Source organism: uncultured Roseobacter sp. (genome assembly GCF_947499265.1).
Classification (GTDB): Bacteria; Pseudomonadota; Alphaproteobacteria; order Rhodobacterales; family Rhodobacteraceae; genus Roseobacter.
Genome location: NZ_CANMNK010000002.1, coordinates 420,648 through 436,741, shown reverse-complemented (window position 1 = coordinate 436,741; position 16,094 = coordinate 420,648). Strand labels below are relative to the sequence as shown.

At 59.6% G+C, this 16,094-nt stretch carries 14 protein-coding genes; 4 read left to right on the top strand and 10 right to left on the bottom strand.

Annotated features, from left to right (window positions below):
- Nucleotides 1-66 precede the first annotated feature (66 nt).
- The 3 genes from gltX to Q1A63_RS06735 all read left to right on the top strand — a co-directional run bounded on the left by gltX (nt 67) and on the right by Q1A63_RS06735 (nt 3,590).
- On the top strand, nt 67-1,479 hold the full coding sequence (gene gltX, locus Q1A63_RS06745) for a glutamate--tRNA ligase (protein WP_298969835.1): 1,413 nt from the start codon (nt 67-69) through the stop codon (nt 1,477-1,479).
- Nucleotides 1,480-1,564: 85 nt separating this feature from the next.
- A complete protein-coding gene (gene gltA, locus Q1A63_RS06740) occupies nt 1,565-2,860 on the top strand; it encodes a citrate synthase (protein ID WP_298969836.1) in 1,296 nt (431 codons plus the stop codon).
- Between the two features lie 433 nt (nt 2,861-3,293).
- Nucleotides 3,294-3,590 carry a hypothetical protein gene (locus Q1A63_RS06735; protein ID WP_299631098.1) on the top strand — a complete coding sequence of 99 codons (297 nt, stop codon included), beginning with the start codon at nt 3,294-3,296 and terminating at the stop codon, nt 3,588-3,590.
- On the opposite strand, the gene Q1A63_RS06730 is transcribed toward Q1A63_RS06735, so the two are convergent.
- The 10 genes from Q1A63_RS06730 to Q1A63_RS06685 all read right to left on the bottom strand — a co-directional run bounded on the left by Q1A63_RS06730 (nt 3,587) and on the right by Q1A63_RS06685 (nt 14,903).
- Nucleotides 3,587-4,363 (bottom strand): enoyl-CoA hydratase-related protein, encoded by a 777-nt coding sequence (locus Q1A63_RS06730; RefSeq protein WP_298969838.1) that lies wholly within the window; start codon nt 4,361-4,363, stop codon nt 3,587-3,589. The two genes, Q1A63_RS06735 and Q1A63_RS06730, sit on opposite strands and share 4 nt — an antisense overlap.
- Before the next feature lie 69 nt (nt 4,364-4,432).
- The gene (locus tag Q1A63_RS06725; protein WP_298969839.1) at nt 4,433-4,885 is read right to left on the bottom strand and encodes a cytochrome c-type biogenesis protein; all 453 of its coding nucleotides are present in this window, start codon (nt 4,883-4,885) and stop codon (nt 4,433-4,435) included.
- Nucleotides 4,882-6,843 carry a heme lyase CcmF/NrfE family subunit gene (locus Q1A63_RS06720; RefSeq protein WP_298969840.1) on the bottom strand — a complete coding sequence of 654 codons (1,962 nt, stop codon included), beginning with the start codon at nt 6,841-6,843 and terminating at the stop codon, nt 4,882-4,884. The genes Q1A63_RS06725 and Q1A63_RS06720 overlap by 4 nt, the downstream gene beginning before the upstream one ends.
- A gap of 58 nt (nt 6,844-6,901) precedes the next feature.
- Complete coding sequence (locus Q1A63_RS06715) at nt 6,902-7,492, bottom strand: holin family protein (RefSeq protein WP_298969841.1); 591 nt, start codon at nt 7,490-7,492, stop codon at nt 6,902-6,904.
- Nucleotides 7,483-8,094 carry a holin-associated N-acetylmuramidase gene (locus Q1A63_RS06710; RefSeq protein WP_298969842.1) on the bottom strand — a complete coding sequence of 204 codons (612 nt, stop codon included), beginning with the start codon at nt 8,092-8,094 and terminating at the stop codon, nt 7,483-7,485. Before Q1A63_RS06710 ends, Q1A63_RS06715 begins: the two co-directional genes overlap by 10 nt.
- Before the next feature lie 80 nt (nt 8,095-8,174).
- Entirely contained in the window at nt 8,175-8,618 is a 444-nt protein-coding gene (ccmE, locus tag Q1A63_RS06705) for a cytochrome c maturation protein CcmE (RefSeq protein ID WP_298969843.1), read from the bottom strand.
- 7 nt (nt 8,619-8,625) lie between these two features.
- Complete coding sequence (gene argC / locus Q1A63_RS06700; protein ID WP_298969844.1) at nt 8,626-9,654, bottom strand: N-acetyl-gamma-glutamyl-phosphate reductase; 1,029 nt, start codon at nt 9,652-9,654, stop codon at nt 8,626-8,628.
- Nucleotides 9,655-9,685: 31 nt separating this feature from the next.
- Nucleotides 9,686-10,495 carry a glutamate racemase gene (gene murI / locus Q1A63_RS06695; RefSeq protein WP_298969845.1) on the bottom strand — a complete coding sequence of 270 codons (810 nt, stop codon included), beginning with the start codon at nt 10,493-10,495 and terminating at the stop codon, nt 9,686-9,688.
- Between the two features lie 27 nt (nt 10,496-10,522).
- Nucleotides 10,523-11,398, bottom strand: coding sequence for a lysophospholipid acyltransferase family protein (locus tag Q1A63_RS06690; protein WP_298969846.1), 876 nt, complete (start codon nt 11,396-11,398; stop codon nt 10,523-10,525).
- 85 nt (nt 11,399-11,483) lie between these two features.
- Nucleotides 11,484-14,903 carry an indolepyruvate ferredoxin oxidoreductase family protein gene (locus Q1A63_RS06685; protein WP_298969847.1) on the bottom strand — a complete coding sequence of 1,140 codons (3,420 nt, stop codon included), beginning with the start codon at nt 14,901-14,903 and terminating at the stop codon, nt 11,484-11,486.
- A gap of 173 nt (nt 14,904-15,076) precedes the next feature.
- Between Q1A63_RS06685 and Q1A63_RS06680 the strand changes: the two genes are divergently transcribed.
- Entirely contained in the window at nt 15,077-15,982 is a 906-nt protein-coding gene (locus Q1A63_RS06680) for a LysR family transcriptional regulator (RefSeq protein ID WP_298969848.1), read from the top strand.
- Nucleotides 15,983-16,094: the final 112 nt, after the last annotated feature.

Sequence of the window (16,094 nt, the reverse complement as noted above, 5' to 3'; positions counted from 1 at the left end):
ACTGCACTGGATAGACAGACCTTCTAGGTTTACGCCCCTCATGGTTACTGAAAGGTAAACGCCAGCATGTCAGCGCCCGTTGTTACCCGTTTTGCCCCCTCACCCACGGGGTTTCTGCACATTGGGGGCGCGCGCACGGCGCTCTTCAACTGGCTCTACGCGCGGGGGCGCGGCGGCAAGTTCCTGTTACGGATCGAAGACACGGACCGTGCACGCTCCACGCCGGAGGCCACGGCAGCCATCTTGCAGGGCATGGCCTGGCTGGGGCTGGATCACGATGGCGAGATCGTCAGCCAGTTTGAGAACGCAGACCGCCATGCAGCGGTTGCCCATGAATTGCTGTCGGCGGGCAAGGCCTACAAGTGTTTCGCGACGCAGGAAGAGATCACCGCATTCCGCGAGAAGGCACGGGCGCAGGGCACCAACACGCTTTACCGCTCGCCCTGGCGCGATGCGGACCCGGCGACACACCCTGAGGCGCCCTTCGTGGTCCGTATCAAAGCGCCGCAATCGGGCGAAACCGTGATCCGCGACCGGGTGCAGGGCGATGTCACCATCCGCAATGAGCAGTTGGATGACATGGTTCTGTTACGTTCCGATGGCACGCCCGTATATATGTTGGCCGTTGTTGTAGATGACCATGACATGGGCGTGACCCATGTGATCCGCGGGGACGATCACCTGAACAATGCCGCGCGTCAGATGATGATCTACGAGGCGATGGGCTGGGAGGTGCCAGTCTGGGCGCATATCCCGCTGATCCACGGACCGGATGGCAAGAAGCTCAGCAAACGCCACGGGGCCCTGGGCGCGCAGGAATATCAGATCATGGGCTTTCCGGCCGCAGGCATGCGCAACTATCTGGCGCGGCTGGGCTGGAGCCACGGCGATGACGAATTTTTTACCGACGCGCAGGCGCGCGACTGGTTCGATCTGGAGGGGATCGGCAAAAGCCCCGCCCGGTTTGACCTCAAAAAGCTCGAAAACCTCTCGGGGCAGCACATTGCACAGTCGGATGATGCCGCACTGCAGCAAGAAATCACCGAATTTCTTGCCGCAGCGGGTCAACCTGCATTGACGCAGGGGCAGTCGGAGATGCTGGAACGCGCCATGTACTGTGTCAAAGAGCGCGCGAAGTCCCTGCCGGAACTTCTTGAAAAAGCACGGTTTGCTTTGGTTTCGCGCCCGGTCGACATTGACGAGAAGGCCGCGAAAAACCTCGATACGGTATCCCGTGGTATGCTGAGCGAATTGACGCCGCAGCTGCAAACTGATAGCTGGGACAGAGAAAATCTGGAGGGGCTCCTGAATGGCTTTGCCGCGCGCAAAGAAACCAAGTTCGGGAAACTGGCCGGGCCGTTGCGCGCGGCGCTGGCAGGCCGGGCCGCGACACCTTCGGTCTTCGATATGATGCTGGTTCTGGGCAAAGATGAAACCCTCGCCCGCTTGACCGACGCAGCTGAGGACGCGAGGCCATGACCTTGCACAGATAATTGGCCGGACGCGCTGAGCGTTCGGAGCCGGACGGCGGGCGCGCCCGCAAGTAAGACAGGAAGGACCACCAATGGCTGAAAGCACGAAATCCGCAACGTTGAGCATCGACGGCAAGGAATATGACCTGCCCATTTTTGCCCCAACCGCCGGGCCTGATGTGGTCGACATCCGCAAGCTCTATGCGCAGGCGGGTGTTTTCACCTACGATCCGGGCTTCACTTCGACCGCAAGCTGCGACAGCACCATCACCTTTATCGATGGCGACAAGGGCGAGCTCTTGCACCGCGGCTATCCGATCGACCAACTGGCCAGCAAATCGCATTATCTGGAGGTGTGCTACCTGCTGCTTTATGGCGAATTGCCCACACCGGCAGAGCTTGAGGATTTCGAAAGCCGTGTGACCATTCACACCATGCTGCACGAGCAGATGATGAATTTCTTCCGCGGCTTCCGCCGGGACGCGCACCCGATGGCGGTCATGACCGGGGTCGTGGGCGCGATGTCTGCCTTCTACCACGACAGCACCGATATTTCCGACCCCTGGCAGCGTGAGGTCGCCTCGATCCGGCTGATCGCGAAAATGCCGACCATCGCCGCGATGGCCTATAAATATACCATTGGCCAACCCTTCGTCTATCCGCGGAACGATCTGGATTACGCCTCCAATTTCCTGCGGATGTGCTTTGCGGTGCCTGCCGAGAACTACGAGGTCAATCCGATCCTCAGCCGCGCGATGGACCGGATCTTTACGCTGCACGCGGATCACGAGCAGAACGCATCGACCTCGACCGTGCGCCTTGCCTCCTCCTCGGGCGCGAACCCCTTTGCTTGTATCGCCGCCGGCATTGCCTGTCTCTGGGGCCCCGCACATGGCGGCGCCAACCAGGCCTGCCTGGAGATGCTGAACGAGATCGGCACGCCGGACCGCATTCCCGAATTCATCGCCCGCGCCAAGGACAAGAATGACCCTTTCCGCCTGATGGGCTTCGGTCACCGCGTCTATAAGAACTTCGACCCCCGTGCCAAGGTAATGAAGCAATCTGCGGATGAGGTGCTGGATCTGCTGGGTGTCGAGGATAACCCGATCCTGCAGGTTGCCAAGGAGCTTGAAGCCGCAGCGCTTGCGGACCCCTATTTCGCGGACAAAAAACTGTTCCCGAATGTGGATTTCTATTCCGGCATCATCCTGGAGGCGATGGGCTTCCCGACATCGATGTTCACGCCGATCTTTGCGCTCAGCCGCACGGTTGGGTGGATTTCGCAATGGAAAGAAATGATCGCCGATCCACAGAACAAGATCGGTCGCCCGCGCCAGCTTTATCTCGGCGAAACAGCGCGCGATTACGTGGACATCGAAAACCGCTGAACGCGTCCCTCGCGTGCGGCGCCCGGTGGCGAGGCACGCGAGATTTAAGGCCCTGTCGTTGAGGGCTGAACACTTGCGAATCACATAGCGCGACACCAAGAAATTCAGCTTTTTCGCTGATATTTCCGGTGTTTGCCGCGCGCACTGTCTCCGATCCCCATCGGGAAATGTGTTCGAAATATGTCATTGTTTCGCGCCGGTGCATAATACTGCAGATTTCTTGACCTGCTTCCACGCCAGCCCCTAGGTTATCGCAATCGCCATGTGGGCGCGCAGATCCCTCGACCGATCCGGGCCGGGGAACGCGCAGTGTTTCGATCCACCTGGCCGACTTGGGTAGTCTTGGGGCCGGGCGCGCAAGTGCCGCTGAGGTGCACGTCGCATCCCCCTTTTGATAGTGTGCGAGGCGCAAATGGTACGTGACGGAAGCGAAATGCGATTCTCCGGGCAGGGTCTGGCGAAACACATGCCATTGGCCAGCGCCTGGGATAGCGGACCAGAGGGCGCCATCATCTCAGATGACGAAGCCAGCGCAGACAAGATCGCGGTGGTCTACAACAAGGGCGAGGTGCCGCCCGAAATCACGATTTCAGACGTCTCGGGCAGTGTGCAGACGGTGCTGGCCAATGGCGTGGCGGTGGCCGTTGTCGCCTGCGCCGATGGCCCCCGCCTAACCGTGGATGACATCCTGCTGGTGGAGCGATTTGTGACCGCCGTGGAGGGAGCCTAACGCCCTTCGAACCGTGCGGGGCGCTTTTCGGTAAAGGCCAACACGCCCTCTTTGAAATCACGTGATTTGCCACAGTTGCCCTGCTGCTTGGCCTCGAAGGTCAGCTGGTCTTCCATGGAGTTGTCCCAGCTGCCGCGGATCACTTTTTTGATTGCGGCATAGGCAGCGGTTGGCCCCTGCGCCAGATGGGCGGCGCGGGCTTTCCAATGGGCGTCGAATTCTGCATCCGGCACCGCCTCCCAGATCATGCCCCAGTCATCGGCCTGTTGCGCGGTGATCTTATCGGCAAAAAGGGCGGCTCCCATCGCCTTGGCTGTGCCCATGGTGCGCGGCAACACATAGGTGCCGCCCGCATCCGGGATGAGACCAATGCGCGCGAAGGCCTGCAGGAAATAGGCGCTCTGTGCCGCAATCACCACATCCGCCGCCAGCGCCAGATTGGCCCCGGCCCCCGCTGCGGCCCCATTGACCGCTGCAATTGTCGGCACCGGGCACTCCACAATCGCGCGCAGCATCGGCGCATATTCATCGCGCAGGGTGCGCTCCAAATCGAGGTTTGCCGCACTGACCCGGTCCCCCAGATCCTGTCCGGAGCAAAAGGCCCGGCCCGCGCCGGTCAACACCACAACGCGCGCTGTCTTGCCCGCCTCGGAAACCGCATAGGCGATCTCAGCACGCATCTGCGTGCTCAGCGCATTCATCTTGTCGGGCCGGTTCAGCGTGATTGTCGCAACGCCATTATCCAGCGTGCAGCTCAGCGTTTGATAGTCCATCTGGCATCCTTTTCCTCAGGCTCGCCCCGTCATATCAAACTGAGCGGTTCAGAAAAGGGCAACGAGACGTCACTCCTTGAGGATTTCGCGCAGGCGCGCGGCCTCGGCGTCGGAAAGGGCTTCCTCTTGTGGTGCGGCTGTCTTTGAGCGTCCCCGCAGATAACCATAGCCAACGCCCATGGCGAGCAGCAGCATCAACGGACCTGCCGCCCAGAGCAACCAATTCGACCCGTTGACCCGCGGTGACATCAGGACAAATTCGCCGTAGCGCGCCACAAAGAAATCCAGCACGTCGTCATCCGTCGCGCCACCGGCCACCAATTCGCGCACGGTGCGCCGTGCATCCTCCGCCCAATTGGCATTGGAGGAGGCCACCGATTCCGACTGGCAGACCACGCAGCGCAAGGCGTGGTCCAGCGCCCGTGAACGAGCCTCCAACCCCGGGTCGTCCAGCATCTCATCCGGGCTGAGCGCCCAGAGCGGGCTCGCCAACATCACCAATATGAGGATGAGGCGGATCATTCGGCGGGCACCGGAACAGCTTTGCGCGCGCCAGCCGCAACGCGGAAGCGCCGGTCCGACAGGCTCAAGAGGCCCCCCAACGCCATCAAGCCGGACCCGATCCAGATCCAATTGGTAAAGGGCTTGATGTAGGTCCGTACCGCCCAGCCGCCGCCAACCTGCTCGTCCCCGATCACCACGTAGACGTCGCGCGCCAGATCATAGTCGATCGCTGCTTCGGTCGTCGGCATCTGTGCCACCGGGTAGATGCGCTTTTCAGGCCGCAGTTCGGCAATCTGGCGTCCGTCTTCGGCCAGTGTGATATAGCCGGTTGTCGATATGAAATTCGGCCCCTGGCTGGTGACGACATCGTTCAGGGTCAGCGTATAGCCAGCCACCTCAAAGGGTTCGTCAAACTGCGCGACGCGGATGTCTTCCTGTTGCCATGCCATCAGACCCGACACCCCCATCATGGTAATCCCGAGACCGGAATGCGCGACCATCTTGCCCCAATCCGCACGCGGCAAGCGGGTCAGCCGGGCCAACCGTCCGGATCCCCGGCCGGTGCGCTGCGCCAGATCGACGATGGTGCCCATCACGATCCACGCGGCAAGGAACATGCCAATCGGGCCAAGCAGGCTGCGCCCGGTCTGCATCGCAAAGGCCAACCCGCCGATGGCGAGCGCCAGCAGAAAGACATAGCGCAGCGGTTGCATGGCCCGCAGGATGCGCGCGCGCTTCCAGGGCATCGCCGATCCGATGGGCAGGATCAGCCCCAGAACAAGCATGAAGGGCGAGAATGCCATGTTGAAGAAGGGCGGTCCGACGCTGAGTTTGCGGTCAAAGAACATCTCCGCCACCAGCGGCCACATGGTGCCGACAAAGACGACAAAGCAGGACACGGCAAGCAGCAGGTTATTGGCCACCAGCGCGCTTTCACGGCTGACCACGCTGAACACGCCTTTCGCTTCCATCGTGCCGGCCCGGAAGGCAAAGAGCATCAAAGCCCCGCCCATGAAAAACGCCATGATCATGAGGATGAACACGCCGCGTTCGGGGTCATTCGCAAAGGCGTGCACCGAGGTCAGCAGGCCGGAGCGGACGATGAAGGTGCCGATCAGCGAGAAACCAAAGGCGAGGATGGCCAGCAGGATGGTCCAGCTTTTCAGCGCTTCGCGTTTTTCCACCACAATGGCCGAATGCAGCAGCGCCGCAGCCAGCAGCCAAGGCATGAAGGAGGCGTTTTCCACCGGGTCCCAGAACCAGAAACCGCCCCAACCGAGTTCATAGTAGGCCCACCAGGAACCCAGCGCGATGCCGATGGTCAGAAACACCCAGGCCGCCAGCGTCCAGGGCCGCACCCACCGGCCCCAGGCCGCATCGACACGGCCCTCGATCAGAGCGCCCACGGCAAAGCTAAACGCCATGCTCAAACCCACGTATCCGAGGTAGAGGAATGGCGGGTGAAACGCCAAGCCCGGGTCCTGCAACAACGGGTTGAGGTCTTGACCGTCAAAAGGCGGCACGGCAAGGCGCAAAAACGGGTTGGATGTGAAGAGAATGAAGGCGAAAAACGCCACGCCGATGGCGGATTGCACCGCCAGCACCCGCGCCCGCAAGGTGGGTGGCAGATTGCCGCCAAACCACGCGGCCATGGCGCCAAATAGCGTCACGATGAGCACCCAGAGCAGCATCGAACCTTCATGATTGCCCCATGTCCCACTGATTTTGTAGAGCATCGGTTTGGCGGAATGGCTGTTCAGCGTCACCAGCCGCAGGCTGAAATCGGACACGATAAAGGCGTACATCAGCGCGCCAAAGGAAAAGGCAGTTAGGAAGAACTGCGCAGAGGCCGCCGGTTCCGCGACGGCCATCCAGGCAGGCCAACGTTTATGCGCCCCGATCAGGGGCACAATCATCTGAACGATGGCGACAATGAAGGCCAGGATCAGCGCGAAATGTCCAAACTCTGTAATCATACCCGCAGTATACGGCGCGGGCGAATGACGTCCAATGACAATCGCGCGGATCAGGTGATCACTTTGTCGCGGTCTGCTTGCGCCGGGACTGCCAATCCGCCAGTGCCGGGTTGCCATCGGGCCGGACCGACAAGGCGGACAAGCGCGCGTCGTGACCGGTGTCGGCCAGTCCGGGCGTGGTCGGTTTCAGGCTGTTGAGCGCGGTGATGTTCTCCACCACACGCGGCGCCAGGGACATCGTCTGCGCAATGGACCGCTGGAATTGCTGGTTTTTGATCTGGTGACGCGCGCCAAAATAAAAGGACACGACCACCCCCAGCAGCCACCAGAGCGGCTCCGGCACCAGGGCAATTCCCTGCATGCGGGCGGAAAACCAGATCGGGTCCACCATCGCCGCCACGAAAAGCCCAAGCGTGCCCAGGGCCAGCGCCGGGCGCGGCAGGCGGTTGACGCCATCCATCAGCCGATCAAACCACCCCTGTTTGGAGGCGTCGAATTCACCGGCAAACTGCTGCATCGCCTCCAGACGCAGCTCCTGCGACCGTGCGGCACCCTCTTCGGTGTTCTCGCGAAACACTTCGGCGGTGTCCGTTATCATGTTGCGCCCGTTGCCGAAAAGAACGTTGAGTATCCCTGTGATCAAACCCATGCCGCGACCCTCTGTTGAAATTGTTGCTCTGTCAGATGGTAGCGGGAGGAAATGAACTCCTCGGCCCTCTTGATCCATCCACCTTTACCGCCTTTGCGGGTTCGCGCGTATTTCCGGCTCGCCGCACGGCGATCCGCAATGCGAAAGTAATAGTTGCGCCGCGCGATACCGTAGGCATCCGCCAGATGCTCCGGCGCTTCGACATAGGCGGCCTGCGTTGCAGCGATGCTTTGCGGCCCCAGCGCCCCATCGACCACGATGTCATGCCCCATGTCCCGCAAGAGCCTCTGCAGGATCTTGATCGCGTTGCTGCCGGCGTTCACGTACATGTCGAAAACGGTCGCATGCAGCGCTGGCGGCAACAGCGCGATCAGCGGCTTTTCGAAATAATGCTTTTCGAAGACTTCGATGGCCTGCTCTTTGCTGAGCGCCCGCACATCGGCGACTGTAATCACCCCGTCGCGGTCCAGATCAATGCCCAAAGTGCGCATCGTGTGAATGGTCACCCCGAAGTTTGTGGCCCCGCCCGGATCATCCGGGTCGTTCACAAAACCGCCTTCTCGCGCCACGATCTCTGACGCGATCTCTCTGACCGTCTGCATGCATATCCCCTTTGCTCGCCTATCGCGGCGGCAAAGATGGGATCAAAATGGTTAATTCATCTTAAGAGCAGCGTACGGTGTCAGCCTTCGGGCTCCTTGTAGACGCCCTGCTCTTTCAGCGCGTCCACGACCTCCTTAGGCATATAGGTTTCATCGTGTTTTGCAAGAATTTCAGACGCTTCAAAGACACCGTTAATGTAACGACCAGTCCCCACCATGCCCTGATTTTCTTCAAAGAGATCGGGCAGTACGCCCGTGTATGTCACGGGCACAACCGCGCCGCCATCTGTGACACTGAACTGGATGGTCTTACCCTGCCCGCGCACGATAGAGCCTTCCTCCACCAGTCCGCCAATGCGAAACACCTCAGACGGACCGGGGGGTTCTGCGATGATCTGACTGGGTGCGCGAAAGAAATTGATCCCGTCGCGCATCGCATAGCCAATCAGCGCCGTCGACAGTACCAATGCCACTGCCGCAACGGCAATGACCTGGATACGGCGCTGCTTCTTTAGGCTTTTCATCAGGGCCTCACGGGAAAAGCGGAGCCATCATCAGGCCCTCTGTCTCCTCAATATCTAACATCAGATTGGCGTTTTGCAACGCCTGCCCGCTCGAACCTTTTGTGAGATTGTCCAACGCGCCGACGATGATCGTCCGCCCCGGTATGCGGTCACTGGCAACGCCGATGTGACAGAAATTCGACCCCCGCACATGGCGCGTACTTGGCGTCTCCCCAAAAGGCAGCACCTCGATGAAGGGCTCAGTGACATAGGCCCTGGACAAGACCTCATGCACCTGTGCCGGGTCGCCTTTCACATATCCGGTCGCCAGAATGCCGCGATTGGCCGGGATCAGATGCGGCGTGAATTGCACTTGAATGGGCCGCCCCGCCAACAGGCTGAATTCCTGATCAAATTCACCAAGGTGCCGATGTTTCCCGCCCACGGCGTAAGCGTGATACCCTTCGGAGAGCTCCGCGTGCAGCAGGTTTTCCTTCAGACTGCGCCCGGCGCCGGACACGGCGCATTTCAGATCCAGGATGATGTCATCAAGATCAATCACAGCCGGGTTGATCAGGGGCCGCAGCATGAACTGCCCGGTGGCCGCATTGCACCCGGTGCCCGCAACAAGGCGCGCGCCCTTGATCTCTTCCCGATAGAATTCAGTGAGGCCATAGACCGCCTCTTTCTGCTGGGCCAAGGCCGTGTGATCGTTCCCATACCAGGTTTTGTAAGCGTCCGGGTCACGCAACCGGAAATCCGCGCTGAGATCGATGATCCTGAGATCTGCAGGCAGATTGGCGATCACCTGCTGGCTGGTCTTATGCGGCAGCGCGCAAAAGCACAGATCGATGTTTGCAAAGTCGATCTCTTCTATTTGCAAAAGCCTGGGCAAGGACAAATGCCGCAGATGCGGAAACACCTGCGCGATGGTCTGCCCGGCCTTTGAAAAAGCGCCCAGGGCCGTGATTTTCATCTGCGGATGATCGGCGATCAGCCGGATCAGTTCGGCCCCGGTATAGCCAGAGGCGCCGAGAATAGCGATGGAATAGGTCATTTGAAGTCCGTCTCGAAAGTGTTGATATGCGTCAGGCAGATTGGAATGTGATCTGTCGTCGCAAAAACTGTGTCGCACGGTCGCTCACACGCCGGGGGTCGCCCGTGGTCAGAAAATCGGACGCGCCGGTGCCAAGCATATCGGGGTGGCGCAGGAGATAATCCGCAAGGCTTTCCGCAACCAGCGAGGCCTGGCTGAACACCCGGACATCACCCCCAAGCGCATCCTGAAATTCCTGCTGCATCAACGGGTAATGCGTGCATCCAAGAATGGCGGCGTCGGGATCGGGCATCTTGCGTTTCAAGGCATCCACATGGCTGCGCACCAGCGCTTCGGCCAGAATCATGTCGCCGTCTTCGATGGCATCCACGACACCGCCACAGGCTTGGGCCTCGACGTCCACACCGATGGCGCGAAAGGCCAGCTCCCGTTGAAACGCACGGCTCGCCACGGTGGCCGGGGTCGCAAAAAGCGCCACATGCTTGACGTCCACTTCGCGCGGCGGTGAATTGTCGCCCCACTGCCGCTCCGTCATAGCCTCGATCAGCGGCACAAATACGCCCAACACCCGTTTGTCCGGCGGCACCCAGGATTCTTGCATGCGCCGCAAGGCCGCCGCCGAAGCGGTGTTGCAGGCCAGAATGACCAGATTGCATCCCGCATCGAACAACCGGGTCACAGCAGCACAGGTCAAGGCGTAGATGTCATCAGAGGTGCGCACACCATAGGGCGCGTTGGCACTGTCGGCGAGGTAGACAAAGGGCACATCCGGCAGGCGCTTTTCCACCGCATCAAGGACGGTCAACCCACCCAAACCACTATCAAAAATCCCAACTGCCATTGTCTCTGGTGCCCTTGTGGCACCTGGTCAGACCCGATGCCGCTCTTCGAATTCATACCCCAGATCAAACCGCTTCTCGGGGTCCGTGGATAGCTCATACGTTGCTTTTCGCAGGAAATCCATCATCGCTTTGCCATCCTTTGCCAGCGGCTCCAGAACGTCGCGGCCGATGGGCTGGCCAATCGCGACTTTCACAGGCGTATCCACCCGTTTTCGAAACTCCTTGATCAGCAGTCCCATGCGCAACGTCGAATGCATATGGCTGGCGATCTGGAACAGCCTACTGGTGTGGCCGTCGAAATAAAGCGGCACCACCGTGGCACCCGATTTGGCGATCATCCGCGCGGTGAAACTACGCCAGCCCGGATCCATTGGCCGCGAAAAGGGCCGGGCCGCTGTGCTCACTGTGCCCCCGGGGAAAATACCAATGGCGCCGTTATTGCTCAGATAATCCAGCGCCGTCTTGCGCGTGGCAATGTTCAGCGCCATCGCCTCCTTGGTGGTGTCAAAACTGATGGGCAGGATGATCCGGTTGAGGTCTTCGGCCTTGCGAAACACCGAATTGGCCAGAATGCGAAAATCACCCCGTGTCCGCGCCAGAATATGGCCCATCATCAGACCATCCAGAATGCCGTAAGGGTGATTTGCGATCATGATCAGCGGGCCGTCCCGCGGGATCAGATCCAGCGACCCCGACACGGTCTCCAGCGTCAGACCGTAGCGCTCGACCATGACATCGAAGAAATCGCGCCCTGCGGCCACCTCATCCTCATACCCGCGCGCGCGCTTGATCAGCCGCAACCGGCCCGTGCTGTTTTCCATCACACGGATCAACGCCCGCCCGCCCTTGGTTTCGGCGGAAAAGGAATAGCTGATATCTCGCGCAGAACGGGGGCGCGTCATTCCCATCGGTGTCTCCATCACTCGCTGCGCAACCATACGTGTGGCGATGAAGTATGCCTAGCCAATATTACAAAGGTGTGACGTGTCACTCCGCCGCTTGTGCCGCCTCAGTGCCGCCGGCACGGATCACTCCAAGCAGTTCTTCACGTCTTTTTGCCGCTTGTGCTTCGTTTTGCTGCTTCACCGGGCCGAACCCTTTGATCTGCATGGGCAGCGCCGCAAGTGCCACAATCGCCGGGCGTGTGGCGTCGGTCAGCAGCGGCAGCACTTCCGTCATATCCCGCTCATATTGCTTGATCAGCGCACGCTCCATCCGGCGTTCCTGCGTGTATCCGAACGGGTCAAGCGGTGTGCCGCGCAGCCGTTTGAATTTCGCGAGCAGCCGCAAAGGTTTTTCGAGCCAGGGGCCAAAGGTGCGCTTCATCGGGCGACCGTCGGGGCCCATCTTCGACAGCATAGGAGGTGCGAGGTTGAAGCTCATCTTGAAGTCGCCCTCGAACTCGGCTGACACCTTGTCGCGTGTTGAGAGCAACAGCCTCGCAACCTCATATTCATCTTTATAAGACAACAGCTTATGATACCCTGTTAAAGCCGCTTCTTTGACCTCCCGATCCTTGATCTTGTCGATGAAGCGCTGGTACCGTTTCGCCAGCCTGCTGCTTTGGTAGTGCTTCAGATGATCCGCACGGAAAGCGATTTTTTCGGCCAGCGTCTTCGGCAGATTGATGACTTTGGGCTGCAACAGCGCCTGCGCCTCCTGAGGGAAAAGAACCGCCCAACGGCCAATTTCAAAAGCCCGCTGGTTTTGCGGGACGGCGGCGCCATTCAACGCGATCGCCTCAGATATCGCCGCTTGGGACAGGGGCACCAATCCCCGCTGCCAGGCCGCGCCGAAGATCATCATGTTGGAAAAGATGGAATCGCCCAACGTCGCCTTGGCCAGATCGGATGCATCAAAGAGGTCGACGCGATCCTTGAGTCGTGCCTCCAAGGCCAGCGACAACCGCTCGCTTGGCAGCTGGAATTCGGTATCTCTGGTAAAGTCACCGGTGATGATCTCATGACTGTTGACCACGGCGCCCGTGCGCCCGGCGCGCGTCAGCCCAAGTGTTTTGGCCCCGGCGGAGACAACCAGATCACCGCCGATCAGCGCGTCAGCCTCACCAGTTGCCACCCGTATGGCACTGATGTCGCTTGGCTTTTCGGCAAGGCGGCAATGGATGTGCACCGCACCGCCCTTTTGCGCCAACCCCGCCATTTCCATCATACCCGCACCCTTGCCGTCGATATGGGCGGCCTGTGCCATCACCGCGCCGATGGTCACAACGCCGGTGCCGCCAACGCCCGTGATGACCACGTTGAATGTGCCTTCGATGGCTGGCAGTTCGGGCGCTGGCAAATCAGGGATCTCCAGCTTGGTTGTCGGATCCTTGCGGACCTGGGCCCCTTCGAGCGTTACGAAAGAGGGGCAGAACCCTTTGACGCAGCTGAAATCCTTGTTGCACGAGGATTGATCAATCGCGCGCTTGCGGCCCAGTTCGGTTTCTTTGGGCACGATGGACACGCAGTTGGATTGCACCCCGCAATCGCCGCAGCCCTCACAGACATCCGAGTTGATGAAAACCCGCTTGTCAGGGTCCGGGAATTGCCCCCGTTTGCGACGGCGACGTTTTTCAGCAGCACATGTCTGAATATAGACAATCGCAGAGACGCCGGGGGTCTTTGCAAACTTCTCCTGCACAGTTTGCAAATCTGCCCGCTCGTGGGTTTCCACCCCTGTGAACGCCGCCAGATCGACATCTTCCTTTTCGTCGTAGACCACAGCGATATGCGCAACGCCCATCGCCTGCAGTTCCTTCACGATGCGCGGGGCGTCGAGATCGCCCTCATTGTGCTGTCCGCCGGTCATTGCGACCGCGTCATTATAGAGGATCTTGTAGGTGATATTGGTCTTGGCATTCAGCGCCGCGCGAATGGCCTGCACGCCGGAGTGGTTATACGTGCCATCGCCGAGATTCTGAAACACGTGATCACGGGTCGAAAACGGGGCTTCGCCAATCCAATTCGCACCCTCACCGCCCATATGGGTGAACCCGGTGGTTTCCCGGTCCATCCACTGCACCATGTAGTGACAGCCGATGCCCGCATAGGCGCGTGACCCCTCCGGCAGTTTCGTCGACGAGTTATGCGGGCAGCCCGAACAGAAATAAGGCAGTCGCGCCGCGATATCCTCGGCATTGTCATTGCGGCGCGCATCCTCCAGCACATTAAGGCCTGCGCGTAACCTCTCAGTATCACGCCCTTCTTCAATGAGAATAGCGCCGAGCTTTTCGGCGATCATGATCGGGTCCAGCGCACCGCGGGTGGGAAAGAGTTCCTCCCCATGCATCGATCCCGCGCCGCCGCCCTTGTGCCAGCCAAAGACGCGCCGCCCGCACCGGTCGTCAAAAATCGCCTCCTTGATCTGGACCTCGATCAGCTTGCGCTTTTCCTCCACAACGACAATCAGATCGAGCCCTTCGGCCCAGTCGTGGAAGCCTTTCATATCAAGTGGGAAGGTCTGGCCGACCTTATAGGTGGTGATGCCCAGCCGTTCAGCCTCATCCGCATCGATGTTCAGCAAGGTCAGCGCGTGCTCCAGATCGAGCCAGTTCTTGCCCGCCGCAACAAAACCGATCTTGGCCCCGGCCTTGCCCCAGATGCGCTTATCCATCTTGTTGGCGTGACTGAAAGCTTCAGCCGCAAAGCGTTTGTAATCGATCATCCGCGCTTCCTGCTCGTGCGGTGTGTCGATCAGCCGGATGTTCAACCCGCCCTCGGGCAGGTCAAAGTCGGGGATCACAAAAGGCGCGCGCGCGGGATGAGCATCAACAACCGAGGTCACCTCGATGGTGTCTTTCATCGTCTTCAACCCGACCCACAGGCCGGAAAACCGGCTGAGCGCAAAGCCGTAGAGCCCATAATCGAGAATTTCCTGCACACCTGCGGGGCTGACAACCGGCATATAGGCATCGACCATCGCCCATTCGGACTGGTGCAAAACGGTCGAGCTTTCACCGGTGTGATCATCGCCCATGGCCATCAGGACACCGCCGTTTTTGGCGCTGCCCGCCATGTTGGCGTGGCGCATCACATCGCCGGACCGATCCACCCCAGGCCCCTTGCCATACCACAGGCCAAAAACACCATCGTATTTGCCCTCACCGCGCAGTTCCGCCTGCTGGCTGCCCCAAAGCGCGGTTGCGGCGAGATCCTCGTTGAGGCCAGCCTGAAAGGTCACATCATGCTCGGTCAGCGGTTTCAAAGCCCGCTGCATCTGCATATCGACCGCCCCGAGCGGCGATCCGCGGTATCCGGTCACCAGACCCGCAGTATTCAGCCCATCGGCCTTGTCCTTGGCCTTTTGCATCATCATCAGGCGCACAAGCGCCTGCGTGCCATTCAACAAAACCGGGCTCTTGGTCAGATCATATCGGTCGTTGAGTGTAATTTTCTGAGTGCTCATCGGACGCCTCCCCAGCGCTAAACCAGTGTTGCACATATTTGCTACCATAATAGGTCACAAAAGCTGACCTGTATAGCCAAATTTTCGCGATTAGCCGCTTTTGCGCTGCCCGCCACTGTATTTCGAAGGCGGATACCGCTAACAGGAAGCGTAACGATAAAACGGGTAGTGGTATGGACTGGGATAAGCTGAGAATTTTTCACGCCGTGGCGGACGCGGGGTCGCTGACCCATGCGGGCGATAAACTGAACCTGTCCCAATCTGCCGTCAGCAGGCAGGTGCGGGGCCTTGAGGAATCGCTCAATACAACCCTCTTTCACCGGCATGCGCGCGGGCTGATTCTGACCGAACAGGGTGAATTACTCTTTGATGCCACCAGTGCGATGACAAAACGGCTGGACACCGCGTCTGCCCGCATCCGCGACAGCGAAGAGGAAGTCTTTGGCGAATTGCGGGTCACGACCACCACCGGATTTGGCACGCTATGGCTGTCGCCGCGCCTGCCAAAGCTCTACGAGCAATACCCGGATCTGAAGATTGATCTGATGCTCGAAGAACGCGTGCTTGACCTGCCCATGCGGGAAGCGGACGTGGCCATCCGCATGAAAGAACCCAGCCAGGCCGACCTGATCCGCAAGAAACTGATGATGATCCGCATGTGCCTCTATGCCACGCCCGATTATCTGGCAGAGCATGGCACACCGGTGGAGATTGAAGACATCATGGATCACCGTCTGATCTGTCAGAACACGGACAGCGACCAGGTTGGCGCCGGTCTGAACCTTGTGCAGCATCTCATGACCTATGAAATCCGCTCCACGCTGACGGTCAATAACTACTACGGTGTCTTGCAGGGGGTGCTCAACAATCTGGGAATCGGTGTGCTGCCCGATTACGTGACCGAAGACTTCCCGGATCTCGTGCAGGTATTGCCGGACCTGGAGTCTGCAGATGTGCCGGTTTTTCTGGCATATCCGGAAGAATTGCGGCATTCGCAGCGGGTTTCTGCCTTCAAGGACTTTGTCCAGGAAGAGATCATAAGCTATCGCAAACAGTTGAGAGACAAGCAAAAGTTCTGACAACGCCGCCAGCTATGCAAACGATGCATATCTGACATGACGTGTCTCATACTGAATCAGCCTTGATCGTGTGCACGCTGCCACCTATTTCATCTCTTGAAGGAGCGGATGC

Excerpts from the sequence above, each read along its gene's own strand:
- gltX (WP_298969835.1), top strand. The coding sequence starts at position 67 with ATGTCAGCGCCCGTTGTTACCCGTTTTGCCCCCTCACCCACGGGGTTT.
- gltA (WP_298969836.1), top strand. The coding sequence starts at position 1,565 with ATGGCTGAAAGCACGAAATCCGCAACGTTGAGCATCGACGGCAAGGAA.
- Q1A63_RS06735 (WP_299631098.1), top strand. The coding sequence starts at position 3,294 with ATGCGATTCTCCGGGCAGGGTCTGGCGAAACACATGCCATTGGCCAGC.
- Q1A63_RS06730 (WP_298969838.1), bottom strand. The coding sequence starts at position 4,363 with ATGGACTATCAAACGCTGAGCTGCACGCTGGATAATGGCGTTGCGACA.
- Q1A63_RS06725 (WP_298969839.1), bottom strand. The coding sequence starts at position 4,885 with ATGATCCGCCTCATCCTCATATTGGTGATGTTGGCGAGCCCGCTCTGG.
- Q1A63_RS06720 (WP_298969840.1), bottom strand. The coding sequence starts at position 6,843 with ATGATTACAGAGTTTGGACATTTCGCGCTGATCCTGGCCTTCATTGTC.
- Q1A63_RS06715 (WP_298969841.1), bottom strand. The coding sequence starts at position 7,492 with ATGGGTTTGATCACAGGGATACTCAACGTTCTTTTCGGCAACGGGCGC.
- Q1A63_RS06710 (WP_298969842.1), bottom strand. The coding sequence starts at position 8,094 with ATGCAGACGGTCAGAGAGATCGCGTCAGAGATCGTGGCGCGAGAAGGC.
- ccmE (WP_298969843.1), bottom strand. The coding sequence starts at position 8,618 with ATGAAAAGCCTAAAGAAGCAGCGCCGTATCCAGGTCATTGCCGTTGCG.
- argC (WP_298969844.1), bottom strand. The coding sequence starts at position 9,654 with ATGACCTATTCCATCGCTATTCTCGGCGCCTCTGGCTATACCGGGGCC.
- murI (WP_298969845.1), bottom strand. The coding sequence starts at position 10,495 with ATGGCAGTTGGGATTTTTGATAGTGGTTTGGGTGGGTTGACCGTCCTT.
- Q1A63_RS06690 (WP_298969846.1), bottom strand. The coding sequence starts at position 11,398 with ATGACGCGCCCCCGTTCTGCGCGAGATATCAGCTATTCCTTTTCCGCC.
- Q1A63_RS06685 (WP_298969847.1), bottom strand. The coding sequence starts at position 14,903 with ATGAGCACTCAGAAAATTACACTCAACGACCGATATGATCTGACCAAG.
- Q1A63_RS06680 (WP_298969848.1), top strand. The coding sequence starts at position 15,077 with ATGGACTGGGATAAGCTGAGAATTTTTCACGCCGTGGCGGACGCGGGG.